The organism is Leifsonia sp. ALI-44-B (assembly GCF_001984125.1).
In the GTDB taxonomy this organism is placed as follows: domain Bacteria; phylum Actinomycetota; class Actinomycetes; order Actinomycetales; family Microbacteriaceae; genus Okibacterium.
In genome coordinates, this window is the sequence record NZ_MTQL01000007.1 from 812399 (window position 1) to 834709 (window position 22311).

Genomic DNA, 22311 nt, shown 5'->3' on the forward strand with positions numbered 1-22311 from the left:
CGCGCCCGCAGCACGCCCGCGCCGCTAGGTTCGGCGGCCCGTCAAGATCTTCTGCAGGATGATGAATACGAGCAGCAGGGCCCCGATGAAGATGCGCGTCCACCACGACGTGAGCGTGCCGTCGAACGTGATGAGGGTCTGGATGGTGCCGAGCACGAGGACTCCGAGCACCGAACCGAGCACGAAACCGTAGCCGCCCGTGAGCAGGGTGCCACCGATGACAACTGCGGCGATGGCATCCAATTCGGTGCCGATGGCCGTGAGCGCATAACCCGACAGCGTGTAGAACGTGTAGAGGATGCCCGCGAGACCCGAGCAGAAGCCCGAGATCACGTAGACGAGCACCTTGGTGCGCGCCACGGGCAACCCCATGAGCCGGCCGGACGCCTCGCTGCCGCCGATGCCGTAGACCGTGCGGCCGAGGCGCGTGTAGTGCAGCACGACGACCGCCGCGATGACCACGATGGCCGCGATGACGACGCTCCACGTGATGCTCAGGCGGCCGCCCAACGGAATGCGCGCGTCGGCCAGCGCCACGAAGAACGGGTCGGTGATGGTGATGGTTTTGCTGCTGATCACGTAGCAGAGGCCGCGGGCCAGGAACATGGCCGCCAGCGTGGCGATGAAGGGCTGGATGTCGAAGAAGTGGATCATCGCGCCCACCGCCAGGCCGAGGCCCGACGTGATCAGCAGAATCAGGGGGATGATCACGCCGGGGGACCAGCCGGACTGCAGCAGGCTCGCCGTGATCATGGTCGACATGGCGAGCACCGCGCCGACGGAGAGGTCGATGCCGCCCGTCAGGATGACGAAGGTCATTCCGACGGCCAGCACGATGAGGTAGGAGTTGTCGATCAGCAGGTTGAAGATGATCTGCGGGTTCGTGAAGCCGCGGTACTGCGACGCCCCGAAGATGAACATGCCGACGAGCAGGATGGCCGTGACGATGACGGGTCCGTACTTCGGGTTCGTGAGGCCGCCGCGGAGTGCGGAGGCCAAGCGGGCGGGGGCGGAACGGCGGGCTGGCGCGGGCGCGGACGGCCGGGCGGTGTCGAGGGTGGACATCAGACCGACACCTCTTTCGAGTCGGAGCGGGTGGGGGTGAGGGGTCCTGAACCGGTGCTGGAACCTGAGGCTGCGTCATCCACGAGCCGTTTTCTCCGAGCCCGCCGGGCGCGAGCGGCCGCGATCATCTCGGCCGAGCGGGGCGATTGCAGCAGGCACACGGCCGTGACGACGGCTGCCTTGAACACCATGGTGGCGATGGGCGGGATGCCGACCGTGTAAACCGTGGTGACGAGGGTCTGGATGACGAGCGCCCCGATCAGGGTTCCGAAGAGCGAGAAGCGGCCACCGGCCAGTGACGTGCCGCCGATGACGACGGCGAGGATGGCGTCGAGCTCGATGAAGAGGCCCGTGTTGTTCGCATCCGCCGACGTCTGGTTGCTCGTGAGGATGAGGCCCGCGATCGCCGCGCACACGGCCGTGAAGACATACACCGCGAAGATGAGCCCCTTCGACCGCACACCGGCCAGGCGGCTGGCCTCGGGGTTGATGCCGACCGATTCGATCAGCAGCCCGAGTGCCGTGCGCCGCGTGAGCAGGGCCGCGAGGCCCAGGATGACGGCGGCGAGCACCACGGCGACCGGGATGCCGAAGATGAACCCCGAGCCGAGCACCTTGAAGGGGTCGCTGCGCACCGTGAGGATCTGGCCCTCGGTGATGAGCATGGCGATGCCGCGGCCGGCGGTCATGAGGATGAGGGTCGCGATGATGGGCTGGATCTTGAGCACCGAGACGAGGAACCCGTTCCAGACGCCCAGCACGAGCGAGATGAGCAGGGCCGTGCCGATGGCGACCACGACGGTCCCCACACTGCCGGGGTCGGGCGAGCCCAGGATGATCGAGCACGCGACCGCCCCCGAGATGGCGCACACGGCACCCACCGACAGGTCGATGCCGCGTGTGGCGATGACGAGCGTCATGCCCACGGCGATGATGAGCGTGGGCGCGCCGTTGCGCAGGATGTCGACGAGGCTGCCGAAGAGGTGGCCGTCGCGGATCTGGATGGAGAAGAAGCCGGGGAAGGCGATCAGGTTGACGACGAGCAGCGCCGCCAACATCACGATCGGCCAGAACAGCCGGTTCGACATGAGCTTGGTCATGCGGGGGTTCCTTCCCGGGAGCCATCGGCGATGATGGCGAGGAGGTTGTCGGTGGAGAGGTCGTCGTTCTCGATATCGGCCACGAGCGAGCGGTCGCGCATGATGGCGATGCGGTGGCTGAGGCGCAGCACCTCGTCGAGTTCGGCCGAGATGAAAACAACGCTCATGCCGTTCTCGGCCAGGTCGGAGACGAGCTTCTGGATCTCGGCCTTGGCGCCGATGTCGATGCCGCGCGTGGGCTCGTCGAGGATGAGCAGCCGCGGGGCGATGGCCAGCCAGCGGGCCAACAGCACCTTCTGCTGGTTGCCGCCCGACAGGTTCTTCACGAGCGCGTCGGGGTTGGCGGGCCGGATGCCGAGTGCCTGGATATAGCTCTCGGCCAGCTCGTCCTGCCGCTTCTTGGGGATGGGGCGGAACCATCCGCGGTCGGCCTGCAGCGCCAGCGCGATGTTGTCGCGCACCGACAGCTCGTCGACGATGCCCTCGGTGCGGCGGTTCTCGCTCGAGTAGACGACCCGGTTCTTGAGCGCCTGCCGCGGCGTGCGGAAACGGGTCTTCTGCCCGCGCAGGCGGTATTCGCCCGAATCGGGTCGATCGACGCCCGAGATGAGGCGTGCGAGTTCGGAGCGCCCCGAGCCCAGCAGCCCGGCGAGGCCCACGACCTCGCCCTCGTAGATGCGCAGGTCGACGGGTTCGATGGTGCCCTTGCGGCCGAGACCGATGGCCTCGAGGAACGGCACGTCGCCGCGGTGGGCGTCGTCGCCGTCGTCATCCGTCGTCGCCTTGGTGCGCTTCTCGAGGTCGTCGAGCACCGTGAGCTCTTTGCCGATCATCTTCTGCACGAGGTCGATGCGCAGGATCTCTTCGGTCAAGTATTCGCCGATGAGCGTGCCGTTGCGCAGCACCGTCAGGCGGTCGGAGATCTCGTAGACCTGGTCGAGGAAGTGCGAGACGAACAGGATGGCCGTGCCCGAATCGCGCAGCGAACGAATGATGCGGAAGAGCTCCTGCACCTCGTCGGCGTCGAGACTCGAGGTGGGTTCGTCGAGGATCAGCACGCGAGCATCCACGCCGACGGCGCGGGAGATGGCGACGAGCTGTTGCACGGCCAGGGAGTGCGAGCCGAGCAGCGACGTGGGGTCGATGTCGAGGCCGACGCGTTCGAGCAGCTCGGCCGCTCGGTTCCGCGTTGCCCTCCAGTCGATGGTGCCGAAGCGGCGGGGCTCGCGGCCCAGCATGACGTTCTCGGCGACCGTGAGGTTGGGCAGCAGGTTGACCTCTTGATAGACGGTGCTGATGCCACCCGCCTGGGCTTCGGCGGTCGAGGCGAACGACACCTCGCGGCCGTCGACCCGGATGCTGCCGGAGTCGATCTGGTAGACGCCCGTGAGCGCCTTGATGAGCGTGGACTTGCCGGCGCCGTTCTCCCCCATCAGGGAATGGACTTCGCCAGGAAGCATCCGGAAATCGACGCCGTCGAGGGCTTTGACTCCGGGAAAGGTGATCGAGATGCCGCGCATGTCGACGACGGGTGACTGCTCTGTCATGTCTGATTCTCTCGCGAGGGGTGGATGCCGGGGTGAGGCGGCGAGCGGATACCGAAACATCCGCTCGCCGCGCTCGGGTGTTAGTACTTGCGGTCGGGAAGGGCCTCGACGGCTTCTTCCTGGGTGAAGGTCGTCTCTTCGGTGATGATGCGCTTCTCGACGTCGTCGCCGGCCACCACGCTCTTCACGATGTCGACCAGCTGCGAACCGAGGAGCGGCGAGCACTCGACGATGTAGTTGATCTTGCCGTCGGCCAGGGCCTGCATGCCGTCCTTGACCGCGTCGACCGTGATGATCTTGATGTCCACGCCCGGCTTGAGGCCGGCCGCTTCGATCGCCTCGATGGCGCCGAGACCCATGTCGTCGTTGTGGGCGTAGATCACGTCGACGTCGGGGTTCGACTTGAGCATGGCCTCGGTGACCTGCTTGCCGCCGGCGCGCGTGAAGTCACCGGTCTGAGAGCCGACGATCTCGAACTTGTCGTCGGCCTTGATGACATCCGCGAAACCCTCGGCGCGGTCGATGGCGGGAGCCGCACCGGTCGTGCCCTCGAGCTGATAGATCTTCACGGGGTCGGAGGAGTCCTTGTACTCCTCGGTCAACCATTCGCCTGCCTTCTTGCCTTCTTCGACGAAGTCCGAGCCGAGGAACGAGACGTAGAGCGATTCGTCGGCCGAGTCGACCGCGCGGTCGGTCAGCACGACGGGGATGCCCGCATCCTTGGCCTCTTTGAGCACGCTGTCCCAGCCCGACTCGACGACGGGGGAGAAAGCGATGACGTCGACGCCCTGCTGGATGTAGGAGCGGATCGCCTTGATCTGGTTCTCCTGCTTCTGCTGCGCGTCCGAGAACTTCAGCTCGATGCCCGCATCCTTGAAGGCTGACTGGATGTCCTTCGTGTTGGCGGTGCGCCAGCCCGACTCGGCGCCGACCTGCGAGAAGCCGACGATGATGTCGCCGGGGTCCTTGGCGCCGCCCTCGGATGATCCGCCTCCGCCCGCGCATCCGGCAAGGCCCAACAGTAGGGCTCCGGCTGCGGCGAGACCGATGATTTTCTTCATACCAAACCTCCTTGTTCAGTGAGCCGGCGCCGCAAATGCTGTGCGAACTCTTGGAGCCGGGGCCAGTTCATCCTGACTGCTTCGGATGTTAGCGCTCACAAAACGCGTGTGGCAAGTGCGAGTTTCGAGCAGTTACCTGTTCGTGATGTGGCGACGGAGGCCGATGTGGCCGGGGGAGGGCTTCGTTGCTGTTAGCGCTCACACGCGCGGGCGGGTCAGCCGGGGAGGGCGAAGGCGGCGCGGAACAGGCGGCGGCCGCGCGTCGCGACGTCGGGGCGGTCGCGTTCGTCGGTGCGTGACAGCAGGACGGCCAGCATGGCGATGGCGAGGAGGACGTCTTCCGTCTCGACGTGGTCGGCGATGCGGCCGGCCGCCTGGTCGCGCACGAGGAGCACCTCGACGATGGCCGTGGCGCGCGTGCGCAGCGGTTCGGCGAGCGGGTCGTGGCGATGCGTGGTCATGACCTCGACGAGGGCCGTCGAGGCGAGGGCTTGTTCGGTGAGGGCGTCGAACAGGGTGCTGACCGTGGCGTCGTCGTCGGCCACGAGCACCTCGAGTTCGGCGATGTTGTCGTCGAAGACCGCCACCGCGAGCGACAGGCGATCGGGGAAATGCCGGTAGAGGCTGCCCTGACCGACGCCGGCCCGGCGTGCGATGGCCGAGAGCGGTGCCGCGAAGCCCGATTCGGCGAATACCTCGCGCGCGGCCGCGATGAGCGCGCGGCGATTCTCGGGGCCCGCGCTGGGGCCGCGATTCGCTTTCGGCGTGGAGGGCATCGGTGTAGCATAACAACCGGACAGTGCTGTCCGGTATGACTCGCTCCACCGAGACGAAGGAATGATCGTGACCCAGAACGCCCCCCACCTCACCGCCGAGACCACCATCGCCGACTGGCTCGACGACCCGATCGGCGGCGCCCTCTTCGCCGAGCTGCTCGCGCAGGGCGGCCAGACGCCCGACTCGCTGCGACCCGTGCGCAACCTCACGCTCGGCCGCCTCGTGGCCATGAGCCAGGGCGCGTTCCCGCAAGAAATGGTCGACGTGCTCGTGGCCCGTGCCGCGGCCGGCGATCTGCCCAGCACCGAAGGGGCAGCGGCCGCAGCACCGGTGCCCGCTCAGCCCGCACGCCCCCGTGCACCCCGCGTCGACTGGGTCGAGAAGGTCACCGAGGGGCGCTTCACCGGCAAGACCGTCGTCGTCACGGGGGCCGGCTCGGGCATCGGGCGGGCCGTGGCCTCGCGGGTCGCGCGCGAGGGCGGCCGGGTTGTCGCCGTCGACATCTCGACCGAACGCCTGAATGACTTCGCCGCGAGCCTGCCCGACGCCGACATCGTGTCGGTCGCCGGCGACATCACCGACGACGCTTCCGTCGCTGCGATCGTCGAGGCCGCGGGCGACCGCATCGACGCCCTCGCCAACGTCGCCGGAATCATGGACGACATGACACCCGTGCACGAGATCTCGGACGACATCTGGAACCGCGTCTTCGCCATCAACGTGACCGGCACCATGAAGCTCATGCGCGCCGTCGTGCCCGTCATGCTGCCGCGCGGCACGGGTTCGATCGTCAACGTCGCGTCCGAGGCGGCGCTCCGCGGATCAGCCGCCGGTGCGGCTTACACGGCGTCGAAGCACGCGGTGGCGGGACTCACGAAGTCGAGCGCCTTCATGTACACGGGCACCGGCATCCGCGTGAACGCCGTGGCCCCCGGGCCCACCATCACCAACATCGAGGCGCGTTTCGGTTCGGAGCTCGGCGCCGAACGTGTGCGCCTGGCCATGGCCGCGATGCCGGATGCCGTGGAGCCCGACGCGCTGGCCGCTTCGATCACGTTCCTGCTGAGCGACGACGCCGTGAACCTCAACGGCGTGATCCTGCCCTCCGACGGCGGCTGGTCGGCCGTCTAGTTCCGCCCGCACGCTGAACGCCGCCGCACCGTCACTTCACGGTGCGGCGGCGTTTGCGGTCGCTGCGGTAGATGCGGAGCTGACCCGGAACCGTGACGATCGACACCGGGAAGCCGGCGGGCGCCGCCTCGCGCACCTCGCCGTCGTGCGCGAACGCCACCGATGCGTCGACGCGGAAATCCATGGTCGTGCGCGTCTCGGTATGCACGGCGAGCAGTGTTCCCACGCCGGGGACCGAGCGCAGCCACGACGAGAGATAGCTGCCGAGCGCGAGGTTGGCGAACACGCGCAGGCGGGAGGCCGAGACATCCGCTCGAATCGACCGGATGTCGAGCAGGTTGTCCGAGAGCGACCGCCGCGACAGCGGGATGATGTTGCGCGGGTGGTAGCGGTTGACCCCCACGAACAGCGTCCACGACCGGACCGGCCCGTCCTGGCGACGGAACTCGACCGGCTCGCTGCGCCGCAGCACCTTGTGCCCGGCCACGAGTGCCGCTGGCCATTTGCCGATCTTGTCCTCTAGCTTTTCTCGCTCCTCGACGAGCTCGGGGTAGACGCCGATCGACGCCGTGTTGAGCACCGTGATCGGGTCGTCGCCGTCGATGCGTGCCTCGGCGACGTCGACCGTCGTGCCCTCGCCGCGCTGCACGGCCTCGATGGTGTCCGCGAAGCTGTCGATGCCCGCGGCGCCCGCGAAGTGGTTGAGGGTTCCGCCCGGGAAGACCACGAGGGGGAGGTCGGCCGTGCGCGCGGCGTGCGCCGCCACCGCGACCGAACCGTCGCCGCCCGACATACCGAGGGCGAGCACACCGGGCTGCTTGGCCGCCTCGCGGAAGAGACCCGCCAGGTCGTCGCCTGGTGTGAGCACGTGGATGTCGGCGCGGGGGAGTGCGCGCCGGATCTGCTGCTCGGGGTCGGGGTCGAGCGCCGCCGACGCGCGGCCGGAGCCGGACGACGGGTTGACGACGACGAAGAGACCGGCGCCCTCGTCGAGCACGGGCAGCGAGACGCGCGGGCCCGGGTCGCGGCGGCGCAGCTGGTGACGCGTCGGCACGAGGGCGCGGCCGACGAGGGCGACCCCGATGCCGATGGCGAGACCGCCCACGACATCCGAGGCCCAGTGGGCGCCCGTGTGGATGCGCGAATAGGCGACGGCGGCTGTCAGGGGCGCGACGACGGCGCTGGCGGCGGGTGACTCGAGGGCGACGCCCGTGGCGAAGGCGGCCGCGCTGGCCGAGTGGCCCGACGGGAACGACGGGGATGTGGGGGTGCGGCGCAGGCGTCGGCCGACGGGCACGTCCGAGAGGAGGGGGCGATCGCCGCCGAAGAGGCTCTTGCCGACGAGGTTGCTGACGGCACTCGCCACCGCGAGACCCGCGAGACCGCGCACGGCACCGCTGCGCGAACGCCCGCCGACGAGAAACAGGACGCCCCCGATGGCGAACCAGAGCTTGCTGTGGTCGGCCGCCTGCGACAGGCGGGAGAGGGCTGTGTCGACCGCCGCGGGGGTGGCGTGGGCATTGATGCGCGAGCCGATCGTGCGGTCGAGGCTCAGCAGCCAGTCCGGCAGCACCCGCGCGCGGCGCTGGGCGTGGATGGGGCGGAGGACGCGCGGCAGAAGCATCCACCCAGGGTAAGGGGGGCTGCCTCGATCACGCTGCGGGTTGCGGAGAGTGCGCGGGCCTGCTGGAGTCCCTGGCGAGGCGAGGCGAGGCGAGGCCGAGACGTGCCTGCGCCTGCTCGAGACGAGTCCGAGGCCCGCGCGAGCCGACTCAGTTGGCGCCGGCCGGCGGATTGACCGCCAACTCGACGCGGTCGGCGAGGTAGGCCGAAAAGGGGGTGGCGGTGTCGGCGGTGGCGCGCGGATTCCAGCGCACGAGCGCCGCGCCGTCGTGCAGGAACAGGGGGCCGCCGGCGTCGTGCAGCGCCCCGGCCGTGAGCTCGATGACCTCGGCGTCGTAGTTCACGCTCTCGCCCTCGGTGAACTTGCCGCGGGAGGCGGCCGCCCGGTATTCGCGCCGCGTCTCGGCCGAGAGCGACTGGTATGCGGGTCGACCCGGCTCGACGGCGCGCGTCAGCGAACCCGTGCGGTAGAGCGTGCCATCCTCGCCCAGCAGGAAGACGCCCAGGCGCCAGACCCGCCCGATGGGCGTCATGACCGCATTGCGCTTGATCAGCATGGTGCGGTGCTCGGGCACATACTGCGCGAGCGCCTCGGTGCGGGCGTCGGCGGCGCTCAAACGCTCGACGGCGGCCGCGATCGTCGCGCGCAGCTCGTCGATCACCCTCTCGTCGAGGGCCCTCTCGTCGTCATGCTGAGTCACCCTCGAAGTTTAGGCGCGCGCCGGGCGCATACGATCGAGGGATGACCGTCATCGTGAAGGAAGCGGCGCTCGCCGACCTCGATTCCCCCACCCTCTACGCCATCCTCAAACTGCGGGTCGACGTGTTCATCGTCGAGCAGCAGAGCGCCTACCCCGACCTCGACGGGCTGGATGCGGCATCCGACACTCTGCTCGTGTGGGCCGAAGACGAACAGGGTCACGTGCTCGCCACCATCCGCGTGCTGGGGCTGGGTTCGCCGGTGCAGCGCATCGGGCGGGTGGCGACGGCGGCGGATGCCCGGGGCCAGGGTCTCGCGGCCGTGTTGATGCGCCGCGGCCTCGAGCTCACGGCCGACGCCGAAACCGTGCTGCTGGGCGCGCAATCGCACCTCGAGGGCTGGTACGGCCGATTCGGGTTCGCCCTCGACGGCGAGCCCTACGACGAGGACGGCATCCCGCACATCCCGATGAGCTTGAAGCGGTGAGCCTCGGCGTCGTTCCCCGAACGTTCACCGGCAATCCGCCGAGCGGTTGCCGCGCACGCCGGCCCGATTCACCCGGCTCCGGCACAGTGGGAACGTCGGGAGGAGTTTGTCGTGAGCACGTCGCCTCTCACCGAACCCACCACGACGGTGGGTGCATCCAGCGCTGCTCGCCCGCTCGACGCCGCTGATGCGCCTCGGGCGACCCGCTCGGCAAGCGGACGCCTGGGCCTCCGCGATCCCGGCACACCCGCTCGGGTCCGCACGGTCCTCACCCGCCGCACCCTGATCCCCTGGGCGATCGGGTTCCTCGCCGCCGTCGTGTCGGCCGCCGGATCGGGCAACGCGTCGTATTGGGGCGACGAGGCCGCGAGCGTCATGTCGGCCGAGCGCAGCATCCCCAACCTCTTCGCCCTGCTCGGCAACATCGACGCCGTGCACGGCAGCTACTACCTGTTCCTGCACTTCTGGACCGGTCTCGTGGGCACGGGCGAATTCGCCGTGCGCCTGCCGAGCGCCGTGGCGGTGGGCGTCGCGGCGGCGGGAACCGTCATGCTCGGCCGACAGTTGCTCGGCGGCCGGGCGGCGATCGTGGCCGGGTTGCTGTTCGCCGTCATCCCGCAGGTCACCATGATGGGGCAGGAGGCGCGCTCCTACGCTTTCGGCATGGCCGCCGCGGTCTGGCTGACCAACTGGCTCGTCGCCCTCGTGCGCCGCCGGCAACTCAGCCCCCGCACCTGGGCACTCTTCGGGGTGGCCGTCGCCGCCTGCCTCTACCTGTTCCTCTACCTGGCGCTCCTCGCCCTCGTTCACGTCGCCGTGTTCGTGGCGTTCAAACCGGGCGCGCGGATGTGGCGTGCCTGGGCTCGTTCGCTGGTTTTCGCCGCGGTGCTCGCCGCCCCCGTCGTCGTCTTCGGCCTGGCCCAGCGCGGACAGATCGGCTTCCTCGCCCGCCGCAACTACGCCACGCTCGATTCTGCGGTCGTGGGCCAGTGGTTCGGTTCGGCCGGATTCGCCGTCGCGGCGTGGGCGCTCATCGTCGTCGGGCTCGTGGCAGCCATCCGCTCGGGGCGGCGGGCAGCCCTCGTGCTCGGGGTGTGGGTCATCGCGCCGACCGCGCTGCTGTTTCTCGGCAATGCCCTGATCACGCCCATGTACAACCTGCGCTACGTGGCCTTCTGCACGCCGGCCGTGGCCCTGCTGATGGGTTTCGGCGTCACGGCGCTGGCGGCCTTCGCTCGCGGGCGTCGAGACTCAGCAGGCGCGGCGGCTTCGGTCTCGGGGGCGTCTCCGCGGTCGGTCGCCACGTCTCGCCGCGCGGCCACGGCGGGCTGGATGCTTCCCGCCCTCGCCATCCTGGTCGTCGCCGCGCTCGCCGCCCCCGGCTACCTCGCGCAGCGCGGCCCGTATGGCAAGGACGGCGGCAGTGATCTGCGGCAGGTTGCCGACACCATTCAGCGCAATGCATCCGCGGGTGACGCCGTCGTCTTCGCCGAGGACATTAAACCGTCGCAGAAACCGCGGCTGTCGATCGACCTCTACCCCGACCGTTTCGCCGGGTTGAGCGATGTGGCCCTCGTGACCCCTTTCACGGCGCGCGACCAGCTGTGGGATGTCGTGCGCCCCCTGCCGGAGGCCGCTCCCGCGTTGCTCGAGCACGACACCGTCTGGGCCGTCGAACGTGAGGGGCGCTCACTGGAGGACATCGCCGAGCTTCAGCGCCTGGGCTTTTATCCGCAGCAGGTGATTCAGGTCAACCGCAGCGTCATCTATCGCATGGTGCGCACGCCCGCCGAGCTGCCCTGACCGGATACAGCCGAGCCGACGTCTCGCCGCCGGAACTGCGGCCCGCTTCTCGACAGGAGCGACGATCAGTCATCCTCATTCGTTGGGTCGGGCACGTGGCGGATGCGATCCGACAGGTAGGACACGACCGTGCCGGAGACGACGCCAACGATGATGATGCCGCCGATCATGAGCAGCACGGCGCTGAATCGGCCGGCCGTCGTCACGGGGTACATGTCGCCGTAGCCGACCGTCGAGAGGGTTTCGCAGGCCCACCAGATCGCGTCGCCGAAGTCCTGGATGCGGGCGCCCGGTGCGTCGCGTTCGGCCTGCAGCGTCGACAGCGACAGGAAGTACACGTAGAACACGGCGTAGGCCGCCGCGACGATGATGATCCGCGTGCGCACGGCGGCCCCGCTGCGGCGCTGCAGATAGGGGATGTCGCGCAACAGGTCGAGCACGCGCAACGCCCGGAACACGGGCAGCAGGACCGACAGGAGATCGACGACGTTGTGGCGGACGAACATCCATTTGTGGCCCAGGGGTGTGAGCACGAGGCGCACGACGTAGTCGACGAAGAAGCAGATCCAGGCGAGCGCGAGGATCGCGAAGATCGCGCCGTGCGTTTCGGGCGGGAGATCCTCGGCGAGCACGTACACCGAATAGCCGACGACGAACGCGAGGCCGAGCGCGACGAGCGGCCAGCGCGCCGCATTCTGCCAGCGCGAACGCAGGCGCAGGCGGCGGGCCGCCGCAGCCGTCGGCGTGGGGCCGCCGGCCGGCTCAAGGGAATCCGTCGTTCGGCTCGCGGCATCGACCGGGTCGCGGTGTTCAGCGCGATCGGGTATGCCGGCGGGTGGATCGGTGGCGGCCATGGCTACATCAAACACGACGCGAGGTCATCCGTGCTCTCGTGGAGTGGTTCGACACGCCGTGACGCCGTGACGCCGTGTCGCTGTGTCGCTCTGACGCCGCCGCGAAGATGCGGAGTTCAGCGCGCGACGGCCGCCGTCGCCTCGATCTCGACCAGCTGGTCGTCGTAGCCGAGAACCGTTACGCCCATGAGCGTGCTCGGCGGCTGGTGCGGCGCGAAGGCGTCGCGCACGACCTGCCAGGCGGTGACGAGGTCGGCCTGGTGTGAGGAGGCGACGAGAACGCGGGTGCTGACGACATCCGCGGGGGTCGCGCCCGCTGCATCCAGCGCGACGACGAGGTTCTCGAAGGCCCGGGCCGCCTGCGCCGCGTGATCGCCGGGCGCCACCGTCGCGCCGGCCGCATCGAGCGGGCAGGAGCCGGCGAGGAAGATGAGCCGGGCGTCGGCCGGGACCGTCGACGCGTAGGCGTATTCGGCCATGTCGGACAGGCGATCGGTATGGATGAGCGAGACGATGCTGGTCATGTCTTCCTCGATAGTGGGGCGTGCGGTGCGAAGGGATTCGCTCGAGGATCGGTCTCGAGCGCGGACGGGCCTGCGAGCGTCACGGGTCCGACTTCAGCTTAGAAGTCGACCGCTCGTGGCGGCGGAGCGGCCCGCGACAGCCGCCCGGCGTGACGACCGATTGCGCCGGGCCGGGGCTCGCGCTACTGTGTGAACAAACGTTTGATCACCGCCATCCACCGCTCGCAGCGTCGCGAGAAAAGAGAGAACATGTCCGACGATTTCGTCAAACCGCTCGAGGGCGTGCTCGTGCTCGACTTCAGCCAGTTCCTGGCCGGGCCGGTCGCCGCCATGCGCCTCGCCGACCTGGGTGCGCGCGTCATCAAGATCGAGCGGCCGAAGGGCGGCGACATCGGCCGGACCCTCGCCTTCGCCGGTCGCACGGCCGACGGCGACACCATCTCGTTCCACGCCATGAACCGCAACAAAGAGGGCATCACCGCGGACCTGAAGAACCCCGACGACCTGGCGCGCGTGAAGGAACTGGTCGCGCAGGCAGACGTCATCATCCAGAACTTCCGCCCCGGCGTGATGGAACGCATCGGCCTCGATTACGACTCGGTCGCCGCCATCAACCCGCGCATCGTCTATGGCTCGGCCAGCGGCTACGGCGACGGCGGCCCCTGGAAGGACCGCCCCGGCCAGGACCTGCTCGCCCAATCGGTGTCGGGCCTGCCCTGGCTCTCCGGCTCGGCCGACGACGGCCCCGTGCCCGTGGGCCTCTCGATCGCCGATCACCTCACCAGCTGCCACATCGCGCAGGGCGTGACGGCGCTGCTGTTCCGCCGCGAACGCACGGGTCGCGGCGGCCACGCCCAGACGAGCCTGCTCGAGGCCATGCTCGACCTACAGTTCGAGCTGCTGTCGACGCGGCTCAACGACCCGACCGTCACCGTCACGCGGGGCGGCGCTCACTCGGCCCACGCGTTCCTCTCGGCGCCCTATGGCACCTACCCCACGGCCGACGGCTACCTCGCGCTCGCCATGAACCCCATCCCTGTGATCGGAGAACTTCTCGGCATCGACGAGCTCGTGGCGCTCACGGACCCCGACGCGTGGTGGTCGCAGCAGAAAGAGATCGAAGCCCTGCTGGCGGCCCATTTCGCGACGCACACGACCGAGCATTGGCTCGACATCCTCGACCGGGCGGATGTCTGGTGCGCCCCCGTGCTGACCCTCGACGAGCTGGTTGAGCACGACGGGTTCGCGGCCGTGCGCATGACGCAGAACGTGGTTCGGGATGCCGCGCACACCGCCTCGGGCGTGGACCTCTCGCTCACCACCACGCGCAGCCCCATCCGCATCGACGGCCGCATCTTGACGAGCAAGACCCCGGCTCCCAAGCTCGGGCAGCACAACGATGCCGTGCGCGCCGAGTTCGCGACCGGTGGGGGTGGCCGTGCTGCGAACCCGGCTTCATCGGACGCTTCTGGCGCTGCCGCTGCCGCTGCCGTCGCCGGCGGCGCCCCAGGCGCAGTTGCACCGCAGCCGGCAGGGGCTGCGCGATGACGGTCATCCTGCGCGGCATCACGTGGGAGCATCCGCGCGGCTACGACTGCCAGGTCGCCTGCTCGACGGCTTTCGGGCTGCTGCACCCGGACATCGTCGTGCGCTGGGAGTACCGCTCGCTGCAGGCCTTCGCCGACGCGCCCATCGAGGACCTCGCCGAACGCTACGACCTGCTGGTGATCGACCACCCCCACATCCCGCTCGCCGCCGCGGCCGGTGCCTTCGCGCGCCTCGACGGCGCCGGGTTCGACGACGAGTTGGCCGCGCTCGCCAACCAGAGCGTGGGTCGTTCGCACGAGAGCTATGCGCACGACGGACACCAATACGGCCTGGCCTCGGATGCCGCGGCCCAGGTCTCGGCGCACCGCCCCGACCTGCTCGCCGCACCGCCCACGACCTGGGATGAGGTGCTCGAGCTGGCCGCCGACGGGCGCGTCGTCTGGCCGCTCAAACCGATCGACGCCTATTCGAGCCTCATCACGATCGCCGGCAACCGCGCGTCGACGGGACACGGTGAGGCGCCGACATCCCGGCCCGGTCATTTCTTGGCCGAGGAGGACACGCTCGCGGCGCTCGCCGATATGCGGCGGCTCGCCGAGCTCGTGCCGGCCGTGAACCTCGGGCAGAACCCCATCGAGGTCGCCGAGATGTTGGTCTCCGACGACCCGTCGGCGTATTCACCACTGCTGTTCGGCTACTCGAACTACTCGCGCGTGACGTTTCGGCAGCACCGGTTGCAATACGGGGACATCCCGACGATCGCGCCGCATGTCGCCGGGACCGCCGGCGCCGAGGGAGGACAGGTCGCCGACGGAGCGGACGCGCCGCCACGCCCTGTCTCCGGATCGCTGCTGGGCGGCGCCGGAATCGCGGTATCGGCGCACACCTCGCACCCCGACGAGGCCCGCCGCTATGCGTTCTGGGTGGCCTCGGCTCATGCCCAACGCTCGGTCTACTTCGACGGCGGCGGGCAACCGGGCAACGCCGCGGCCTGGGACGACGACCGACTCAACCGCGAGACGCTCGACTTCTTCCGCCGCACGCGCCGCACCCTCGAAGCCGCCTACGTGCGGCCGCGCACGCCGGGCTACATCGAGTTCCAAGACCGCGTCTCGCCGTGGGTCACCGAAACGATAGCCGGTCGGACGCCGGAGGCAACCCTCGCCCGTCGCCTCAACGAGGCCGCCGCCGAACTGCTCGACGTCGCCGCGGCCTCGCCAAGCCTGCTCGACCAGCCCGCCCCGACCGACCTGCCCCTGGAGGCATCCCGATGAACACCGTCGACCGCTACTTCGAGGACTACGAAATCGGCGAGACGCGCACCTCGGTGGGTCGCACGATCACCGAAACCGACATCGTGCTGCACGCCGGCCAGACGGGCGACTTCTTCCCGCACCACATGGACGCCGAGTGGACGGCGACGCAACCGTTCGGCCAGCGCATCGCCCACGGAACGCTGATCATGTCTGTCGCCGTGGGCATGACCGCGGGAGACATCAACCCGCAGGCGATGAGCTATGGCTACGACCGCGTGCGATTCATCCGCCCCGTCTTCATCGGCGACACCATCACGGTGACGGCCGAGATCACCGAGAAGACCGACCACACCAAACGCCCCGACACCCTCGGCTATGTGCACGAGAAGGTGAGCGTCGTGAACCAGACGGGCGACACCGTGCTCGTGCTCACGCACCTCTACCTCAGCAACAAGCGCGCGCTCGCCGCGGACTAGCGCCAGCGGGCAGCCAGCGGCGAGCAGCCAGCACCGAGTCGTCAGCAGCGACTCGAGCTGGCGTGGCGCTACCGCGCGGAAGCGAGCTCGTAGCGTTCGCTCTGCAGCAGACTCGGTTTCGCGTGGCGCGGCTCGCCGAGCGCGCTCACGAAACGGCCGCTCGTCGTCTGAGCGGACCCGGCCAGGCTTCTCAGCACCTTCGCCTGGATCGATCGAGCGTGCTGCAGAGCCACTTCTGTGTCTTTACTCATCGACTTCTCCTTCGTATTCGTTGCGGGCGATAACAGCGCTTGCGATGGCGAGAGCTATGCGCTTGTCTTCCTCGGACAGCCAGGGCATGTCCACCAGTGCATCCATCATCGCGAGGCCCATCTCCCGTTCTGCGGCGTTGTCACTGAGTGCTTTTTCGATGGTCCACGACCAGCGGGTCCACGTCTGTTCGCGGGCCGTCAAGCGATCGATACTCTTGCGCGACGACGAGCCACTCAGGGCGGTTGCGGCGATCGAACCGACTCCGATGATGCTCGCCAGTACCGCCGCCCAGAATGTCGCTAGTGCCTCCGCCGACCATGTCGTCATTCGCCCCCCATCGTGCATCGCCTGCGACAGCGCCTTCGTGTCTGCCGTACTCCGTTACGGTAGCCCGCGCGGCGAGTGACATCGCCGCCGGAATCGTCCCAGCGCGGCCGGCGCCACCGACGGTAATGAGGATGTCTTCACGGCCGGGTCGAGGAGCCCCGCAAAGCCGCCGAGGCCGCCCTCCCGAACTCGTCGCGAAGGGCCACGGAAACGGTTCGTTCGGTTTCGCGCCCCACGGCGTGTCTGGCCAGCCGGCCGCGGCGGCGTCAGTGGGGCGCGTCGCCCGTGGCGGCGGCGCGGTCCGAATGATTGGACCATTCGCTCCACGAGCCGGGGTAGAGCGCGGGGTTGAAGCCCGCGAGCGTGAGGGCGACCGCATTGTGCGCGGCGGTGACGCCCGAGCCGCAATAGGTGGCCACGGGCGTGTCTTCTGCGATGCCGGCGGCCGCGAAGCGCTCCCGCAGCGCGTCGGGCGAGAGGAAGTGGCCTTCGGCATCCACATTGGCCGCGGTCGGTGTGCTGACCGCCCCGGGGATGTGCCCGGCGCGGGGGTCGATAGGTTCGACATCTCCGCGATAACGCTCGGTAGCGCGCGCGTCCAGTAGCGTGCCCGACGACGGCCAGCGGGACGCCTCCTCGATGTCGATTATGGGCAGGTGCCCGGGGGAGAGTGTCACGCCACCGCGGAGCGAAGTCTCGCGGTGCGACGTCTCGCGACGCGACGCGCCCTGCTGCGCGGCATCCGTGTCGTTGTCACCGTCGCCCGCGAGCCCGGTCTCGAGCGGAAGCCCGGCAGCGGTCCACGCATCCAGCGCCCCGTCGAGCAGCCGCACATCGGCCACCCCGGCCCAGCGCAGCAGCCACCACGCGCGCGCCGACGACATGTTCTTCAGGTCGTCATAGACGACGATCGCGTCCCCGTCATCCACGCCCCAGACGCGGGCCGATGCCTGCAGTGCCTCGATCGACGGCAGCGGATGGCGACCGTCGACGGGTGCCTGGCCCGCGGGCACATGTGCGGCCAACTCGTTCTCGAGGTCGACATAGACGGCACCCGGAATGTGCCCCGCCGCGAAAGCCGGGCGGCCGTCGGGCCGGTCGAGTCGCCAACGCACGTCGAGAACGCGCACGGGGGCGCCGTCGAGGGTGCCGGCGTCGAGCGCGGTGGCGAGTTCGGGGGCCGTGATCAGGATGTTGCGCATATGTTCCACTCCACCAGTTTCTCGCGCGCCAGACGCTTCGCGGTGTGAGACTGAAGGAATGTCACGTACCTCGAAGAAAGCGGCCGTCGCCGCGCGCGAATCGACCCGCTCGTTGGGTGCCACGGTAAAGGCCGCGACCGCCAATCCTCCGCGCACCGTTCCGCGCCTGCTCGGCCGCCTCGTGCTGGGGTCGTTCCTGCTGTTCGCCGGCATCGGCCACCTCACGTTCGTGCGTGAGGAATTCCGCGCCCAGGTGCCCGAGTGGCTGCCCATCGACAAGGACACGGTCGTGGTGGCATCCGGCATCGTCGAAATCACGCTGGGTGGTGCGCTGCTCGCGCTGCCGGGCAAACGCGTGCACGTGGGATGGATCGTCGCGGCGTTCTTCGTCGTCATCTTCCCCGGCAACATCTCGCAGCTCGTCACCCGCACCGACGCATTCGGCCTCAACAGCGACGCGGCTCGCGGCCTGCGCCTCATCTTCCAGCCCGTGCTGGTGCTGTGGGCGCTGTGGTGCACGGGCGCGTGGCGCGCCTGGCGTAACCGCTCGCGCTGAGCCAAACTGACCACATGGCAACACTGAGTGACGTGGCGGCGCTCGCCGGGGTATCGGTGTCGGCGGTCTCGCGCGTGCTCTCGAACGCGCCGGCCACCCGCGTGAGCGACGACACTCGCGAGCGCATCCATGCGGCGGCGAAAACCCTCGACTACCGGCCCAATTTCGCCGGGCGCGCGCTGAAGACATCCCGTTCTCAGGTGATCGCGCTCGTCGTGCCCGACTTGACGAACGCCATCTTCACCGAGCTCATGCGCGGGGTCGAGGACGCGGCCATCGCGCGTGACTACATGGTGTTGCTCGGCCGAGCCGAAGACATGCAGCCGGGTGGCGCCATGATCGAGCGCCTGATCGGCGAGGGGCGCGTGGATGGCATGCTCGTGCAACTCGCCGAAGACGTCACCTCGGCCGATGTCGACCGGCTCATGGCGGGCCGCGCGCCCGTCGTGCTCATCAACTCGGTCGAGGCGGGGCATCCGGGTTCGGTCGTGCTCGACGACGAGCGTGCCGCGCGACTCGGCACCGAACACCTGCTGAAGCTCGGGCATCGTCGCCTCGGCCTGATCACGGGTGTGCCCGAATCGTTCAGCGGGCAGCGGCGCGCCGACGGTTTTCGCCTGGCGATGGCCGCGGCATCCATCGATGTCGACGAGGCGCTCATCACGTGTTTGGGCTATGAGCCGCGCGCCGGTCGCGAGGCCTTCCGCACACTCATGACGGCGGATGACGCGCCCACCGCCATTCTGGTCGCCAACGTCAACGCGGCCATCGGGGCGCTCGCCGAGGCCCGGTCGCTCGGCATCTCGGTGCCCGACGACGTCTCGGTCGTCGCCCTGCACGACGCCTGGACCGCAGAGAACACGTGGCCGCCGCTCACGACCGTGCGCATGCCGCTTTACGAGCTGGGTCGCCGCGCGGCCGAGGCGGTCTTCGCGCGGATGTCGGGGGGAGCCGTCTCAGACGTGACGGTCGCGGATGTGGCGCCCGAGCTCATCGAGCGGGAGTCGACGGCGTCTCTCTGAGATCGTCGCCGCTGCCGCTGCCGCTGCCGCTGCCGTTTTCGTCGCCGTCGCCGTTACCGCTTCCGTCGCCGTTCTTGTGGCCGTCTTCGCCGCCGCCGTCCATATCCGGCAGGATCACCGCGTGGATTTCGACGGCCCGATCGAAGTGCGCGAAGGCATCCGCAAAGCCGGCATGACCGGTCGCAACCGTCTCGATGCCGTCGGGCCCGCGCTGGCAGATGCCGAGGGGCTCGTCGTAGTCGTCCCGCTCGGGCACGTCACTCACGCTGCGTCATCCTCCGAGACGGGGAAACCGTTTTCGGGGTCGCGAATGCGCCCCCAGCCCCGGTCGTGCGCCGTGCCATGGATCTCACCGGCGTCCCTTTCTGCGTGTTCGTCTATTTCAGCGGAAGACGCCCCCGGGTGTCGAGTCCGTTGACACTTCCGGGGTAAACCGTTGACACTTCTCCTCTGACAAACGCATGCGGATCGCGCAAGCCCCTTGGCCTCTCGCGGGTCTCGGGCTTGGGTTGATCACGTGAATGATCGTCAAGTCTCGCGCCGCGACCTGCAGCGTATAGCCGCCCGGCGCTTCGGATGGGAGCACCTGCAGACCGGCCAGCTGGAGGCCGTCGAGGCGCTCGTCGGGGGCCGCGACGTGCTCGCCGTCATGCCCACCGGTTACGGCAAATCAGCCATCTACCAGCTGACCGCGGCCACGCTGGGTGGCGTGACCGTCGTGGTCTCGCCGCTCATCGCGCTGCAGGCTGATCAGGTGGCGGGCCTGGCCGATGCCCCGGATGCCCCGGCAGCGGTCGCCATCAACTCGAGCGTGCGCGCGGCCTCGGTCGAGGCATCCTGGCAGCGCGTGGCCGGGCCGGGCGGCGGCATCGTGTTTCTGGCGCCCGAGCAATTGGCGAAACCCGAGACCGTCGATCGGCTGCGCGAGCTCGGCGTCACCCTCTTCGCGGTGGATGAGGCGCACTGCGTGTCGTCGTGGGGCCACGATTTTCGCCCAGACTACCTGCGGCTCGGCGACGTCATCTCCCAGCTCGGGCACCCGCGCACCGTCGCCCTCACGGCCACGGGTTCGTCGCCCGTGCGCCGCGAGATCGCCGAGCGGCTGCATCTGCGCGATCCCCTCGTGCTCACGCGCGGATTCGACCGGCCGAATCTCTGGCTCGAGGTGACCCGCCACGTCGACGACGCCGAGAAGGAACACGCCGTGGTCGAGCGCGTCGTCGAACTCGCGAAACCGGGCTTGCTCTACGTGTCCACACGCGCCGACACCGAGCGCTATGCCGCGCTTCTCGCCGAACGCGGCCTGCGCACGGCCGCCTATCACGGGGGTTTGCGCGCGGCCGACCGTCGCGCCGTGCACCGCGATTTCCATGAAGACGAGGTGGATGTCGTGGTCGCCACGTCGGCGTTCGGTATGGGTATCGACAAACCCAACGTTCGTTTCGTAGTGCACGCCGCCGTGCCCGAATCGGTGGACGCGTACTACCAGGAGATCGGACGGGCCGGGCGTGACGGCGAACCGGCCGCCGCCGACCTGCACTATCGCAGCGAGGACCTGGGGCTGCGCAAATTCTTCGCCGCGCGCCGTCCCGCCGTTGGCGCCCTCGCGCGAACCTACGCCGCGATCACCGCTGCCGGCAGACCCGTCGGAGCCGCCGAGGTCGCGGCCGAACTGGGAATTTCGACGCGCGCCGTCACGGGCCACGTGAACGCGCTGGCGGATGCGGGCGTCATCAGCACCGACCGCCGGGGCAGCCGCGTTCTCGACGAGATCACGCCCGAGGAAGCCGCGGCGCGGGCGGTCGAACGCATCGAGGAACGCGAACGCATCGAGGCATCGCGTCTCGAGATGATGCGGGGTTACGCCGAGACCACGGACTGCCGTCGCCTGTTTTTGCTCGGCTATTTCGGTGAGCAACACTCGGAGCCCTGCGGCAACTGCGACAGATGTCGCCGCAACGGTGAAATGTCGAGCGAGGACGATGCCGACACGCAGGCTTCGTCGACGCCGAGCGACGCAGCGGGTGACGCGACCGGGCCGCGCCGCGACCGGGGCGAGTCGGACGGCGGCGCGTCAGACGCCCCGGGGCGCGAACCATCCGACCCGCTCTTCACGCCGCAGGCCGCCGTCGTGCACGCCGAATGGGGCACCGGCACGGTCATGCGCGTCGAGGACGATCGCGTCACCGTCTTTTTCGAGACCGAAGGCTACAAGGTGTTGTCGCGCGACCTCGTCCTCGACCGCGCCCTGCTCGAACCGGCATCCTGAAAAATCAACCACTGGTGGGCGGCCGAGCACATCCGTAGCGTGGCCGACACCTCACGAAAGGACAGAAATGCTCACCGCAATCGCCCTCAACTGCACCCTCACGCCGTCGCCCGCCGCGTCGAGCACCGAGAAGCTCGCCACCGAGATGCTCGATGCTCTCGCCGAACACGGCGTCACCGGAACGCAACTGCGCGTCGTCGACTACAACGTCACGCCCGGCGTCGAGAAGGACATGGGCGAGGGCGACGACTGGCCCGGCATTCGCGAGAAGGTTCTGGCGGCGGACATCCTGGTCTTCGTGACACCCACGTGGGCCGGCCAGATGTCGAGCGTGGCACGCAGCGTGATCGAGCGACTCGACGCCGAGCTGTCCGAACAGGATGCCGCGGGCCGCCCGATCCTGTTCAACCATGTCGCCATCGTGGGCGTCGTCGGCAACGAGGATGGTGCGCACGGAATCGTCGCGCACGCGTTCCAGGCCCTCAACGACTACGGCTTCACCATCCCGGCGCAGGGCGCGACCTACTGGAACGGCGAGGCCATGCACACCACCGACTACAAAGACCTCGACGAGACCCCCGAGGCCGTCGCCAGCGCCACGTCGACGGCCGCCCAGAACGCCGCGCACCTCGCCGCCCTGCTGAAGGAACGCCCCTACCCGGCGTGACCCGAGCGCATCGCTTCGCTACCGGGGCCCGATGGGCGACTGGAAGCGGAGCAGGTAGCCGTCCG

The 22311-nt window shown here is 69.2% G+C and carries 23 protein-coding genes; 10 read left to right on the plus strand and 13 right to left on the minus strand.

What is annotated here, in order from left to right; all coding sequences use genetic code 11:
• Window positions 1-24: 24 nt before the first annotated feature.
• The 5 genes from yjfF to ALI44B_RS10880 all read right to left on the minus strand — a co-directional run bounded on the left by yjfF (window position 25) and on the right by ALI44B_RS10880 (window position 5549).
• Window positions 25-1065: a galactofuranose ABC transporter, permease protein YjfF gene (gene yjfF, locus ALI44B_RS10860; RefSeq protein ID WP_077054683.1), complete on the minus strand. Its 1041-nt coding sequence runs from the start codon at window positions 1063-1065 to the stop codon at window positions 25-27.
• Window positions 1065-2165 carry an ABC transporter permease gene (locus tag ALI44B_RS10865; RefSeq protein WP_077054684.1) on the minus strand — a complete coding sequence of 367 codons (1101 nt, stop codon included), beginning with the start codon at window positions 2163-2165 and terminating at the stop codon, window positions 1065-1067. The genes yjfF and ALI44B_RS10865 overlap by 1 nt, the downstream gene beginning before the upstream one ends.
• The gene (locus ALI44B_RS10870) at window positions 2162-3712 is read right to left on the minus strand and encodes a sugar ABC transporter ATP-binding protein (RefSeq protein WP_077054685.1); all 1551 of its coding nucleotides are present in this window, start codon (window positions 3710-3712) and stop codon (window positions 2162-2164) included. Before ALI44B_RS10870 ends, ALI44B_RS10865 begins: the two co-directional genes overlap by 4 nt.
• Window positions 3713-3792: 80 nt before the next feature.
• Window positions 3793-4773 (minus strand): ABC transporter substrate-binding protein, encoded by a 981-nt coding sequence (locus tag ALI44B_RS10875; RefSeq protein ID WP_077054686.1) that lies wholly within the window; start codon window positions 4771-4773, stop codon window positions 3793-3795.
• Window positions 4774-4988: 215 nt separating this feature from the next.
• Window positions 4989-5549 (minus strand): TetR family transcriptional regulator, encoded by a 561-nt coding sequence (locus ALI44B_RS10880; RefSeq protein WP_077054687.1) that lies wholly within the window; start codon window positions 5547-5549, stop codon window positions 4989-4991.
• Between the two features lie 61 nt (window positions 5550-5610).
• Here ALI44B_RS10880 and ALI44B_RS10885 point away from each other — a divergent pair, with 61 nt between their 5' ends.
• Window positions 5611-6681: an SDR family NAD(P)-dependent oxidoreductase gene (locus ALI44B_RS10885; protein WP_179100256.1), complete on the plus strand. Its 1071-nt coding sequence runs from the start codon at window positions 5611-5613 to the stop codon at window positions 6679-6681.
• Window positions 6682-6712: 31 nt separating this feature from the next.
• On the opposite strand, the gene ALI44B_RS10890 is transcribed toward ALI44B_RS10885, so the two are convergent.
• Both ALI44B_RS10890 and ALI44B_RS10895 read right to left on the minus strand, forming a co-directional pair.
• Complete coding sequence (locus tag ALI44B_RS10890; protein WP_083709887.1) at window positions 6713-8305, minus strand: bifunctional phosphatase PAP2/diacylglycerol kinase family protein; 1593 nt, start codon at window positions 8303-8305, stop codon at window positions 6713-6715.
• A gap of 148 nt (window positions 8306-8453) precedes the next feature.
• The gene (locus ALI44B_RS10895; RefSeq protein WP_077054688.1) at window positions 8454-9005 is read right to left on the minus strand and encodes a hypothetical protein; all 552 of its coding nucleotides are present in this window, start codon (window positions 9003-9005) and stop codon (window positions 8454-8456) included.
• Between the two features lie 41 nt (window positions 9006-9046).
• Between ALI44B_RS10895 and ALI44B_RS10900 the strand changes: the two genes are divergently transcribed.
• Complete coding sequence (locus tag ALI44B_RS10900) at window positions 9047-9490, plus strand: GNAT family N-acetyltransferase (RefSeq protein WP_077054689.1); 444 nt, start codon at window positions 9047-9049, stop codon at window positions 9488-9490.
• A gap of 111 nt (window positions 9491-9601) precedes the next feature.
• Window positions 9602-11293, plus strand: coding sequence for a glycosyltransferase family 39 protein (locus ALI44B_RS10905; protein ID WP_077054690.1), 1692 nt, complete (start codon window positions 9602-9604; stop codon window positions 11291-11293).
• A 65-nt stretch (window positions 11294-11358) separates the two neighbouring features.
• Here the strand turns inward: ALI44B_RS10905 and ALI44B_RS10910 are convergent, their stop codons facing one another.
• Both ALI44B_RS10910 and ALI44B_RS10915 read right to left on the minus strand, forming a co-directional pair.
• Entirely contained in the window at window positions 11359-12147 is a 789-nt protein-coding gene (locus ALI44B_RS10910) for an ion transporter (RefSeq protein ID WP_077054691.1), read from the minus strand.
• A 116-nt stretch (window positions 12148-12263) separates the two neighbouring features.
• Window positions 12264-12671, minus strand: coding sequence for a RidA family protein (locus ALI44B_RS10915; RefSeq protein ID WP_077054692.1), 408 nt, complete (start codon window positions 12669-12671; stop codon window positions 12264-12266).
• Window positions 12672-12920: 249 nt separating this feature from the next.
• Between ALI44B_RS10915 and ALI44B_RS10920 the strand changes: the two genes are divergently transcribed.
• Genes ALI44B_RS10920 through ALI44B_RS10930 form a run of 3 tightly spaced genes read left to right on the plus strand, consistent with a single transcriptional unit; the run spans window position 12921 to window position 15951 of the window.
• On the plus strand, window positions 12921-14219 hold the full coding sequence (locus ALI44B_RS10920; RefSeq protein ID WP_077054693.1) for a CaiB/BaiF CoA transferase family protein: 1299 nt from the start codon (window positions 12921-12923) through the stop codon (window positions 14217-14219).
• Complete coding sequence (locus ALI44B_RS10925) at window positions 14216-15493, plus strand: extracellular solute-binding protein (protein WP_077054694.1); 1278 nt, start codon at window positions 14216-14218, stop codon at window positions 15491-15493. The genes ALI44B_RS10920 and ALI44B_RS10925 overlap by 4 nt, the downstream gene beginning before the upstream one ends.
• Window positions 15490-15951 (plus strand): MaoC family dehydratase, encoded by a 462-nt coding sequence (locus ALI44B_RS10930; protein WP_077054695.1) that lies wholly within the window; start codon window positions 15490-15492, stop codon window positions 15949-15951. Before ALI44B_RS10925 ends, ALI44B_RS10930 begins: the two co-directional genes overlap by 4 nt.
• A 68-nt stretch (window positions 15952-16019) precedes the next feature.
• Here ALI44B_RS10930 and ALI44B_RS15935 read toward each other — a convergent pair whose 3' ends face one another.
• The 3 genes from ALI44B_RS15935 to ALI44B_RS10940 form a co-directional block, all read right to left on the minus strand.
• On the minus strand, window positions 16020-16202 hold the full coding sequence (locus tag ALI44B_RS15935) for a hypothetical protein (RefSeq protein WP_143459194.1): 183 nt from the start codon (window positions 16200-16202) through the stop codon (window positions 16020-16022).
• Entirely contained in the window at window positions 16195-16530 is a 336-nt protein-coding gene (locus tag ALI44B_RS10935; protein WP_077054696.1) for a hypothetical protein, read from the minus strand. Before ALI44B_RS10935 ends, ALI44B_RS15935 begins: the two co-directional genes overlap by 8 nt.
• Window positions 16531-16796: 266 nt before the next feature.
• Window positions 16797-17732 (minus strand): sulfurtransferase, encoded by a 936-nt coding sequence (locus tag ALI44B_RS10940; RefSeq protein ID WP_077054697.1) that lies wholly within the window; start codon window positions 17730-17732, stop codon window positions 16797-16799.
• A gap of 58 nt (window positions 17733-17790) precedes the next feature.
• Between ALI44B_RS10940 and ALI44B_RS10945 the strand changes: the two genes are divergently transcribed.
• Window positions 17791-18288, plus strand: a complete 498-nt coding sequence (locus tag ALI44B_RS10945; protein WP_238592184.1) for a DoxX family protein — start codon at window positions 17791-17793, stop codon at window positions 18286-18288.
• Between the two features lie 14 nt (window positions 18289-18302).
• Window positions 18303-19310 (plus strand): LacI family DNA-binding transcriptional regulator, encoded by a 1008-nt coding sequence (locus tag ALI44B_RS10950; RefSeq protein WP_077054698.1) that lies wholly within the window; start codon window positions 18303-18305, stop codon window positions 19308-19310.
• Here the strand turns inward: ALI44B_RS10950 and ALI44B_RS10955 are convergent.
• Complete coding sequence (locus ALI44B_RS10955) at window positions 19279-19575, minus strand: hypothetical protein (RefSeq protein WP_077054699.1); 297 nt, start codon at window positions 19573-19575, stop codon at window positions 19279-19281. The genes ALI44B_RS10950 and ALI44B_RS10955 overlap by 32 nt on opposite strands.
• A gap of 252 nt (window positions 19576-19827) precedes the next feature.
• Between ALI44B_RS10955 and ALI44B_RS10960 the strand changes: the two genes are divergently transcribed.
• Both ALI44B_RS10960 and ALI44B_RS10965 read left to right on the plus strand, forming a co-directional pair.
• Complete coding sequence (locus ALI44B_RS10960; protein WP_083709888.1) at window positions 19828-21579, plus strand: RecQ family ATP-dependent DNA helicase; 1752 nt, start codon at window positions 19828-19830, stop codon at window positions 21577-21579.
• 67 nt (window positions 21580-21646) lie between these two features.
• Window positions 21647-22246: a flavodoxin family protein gene (locus ALI44B_RS10965; protein WP_077054700.1), complete on the plus strand. Its 600-nt coding sequence runs from the start codon at window positions 21647-21649 to the stop codon at window positions 22244-22246.
• Window positions 22247-22311: the final 65 nt, after the last annotated feature.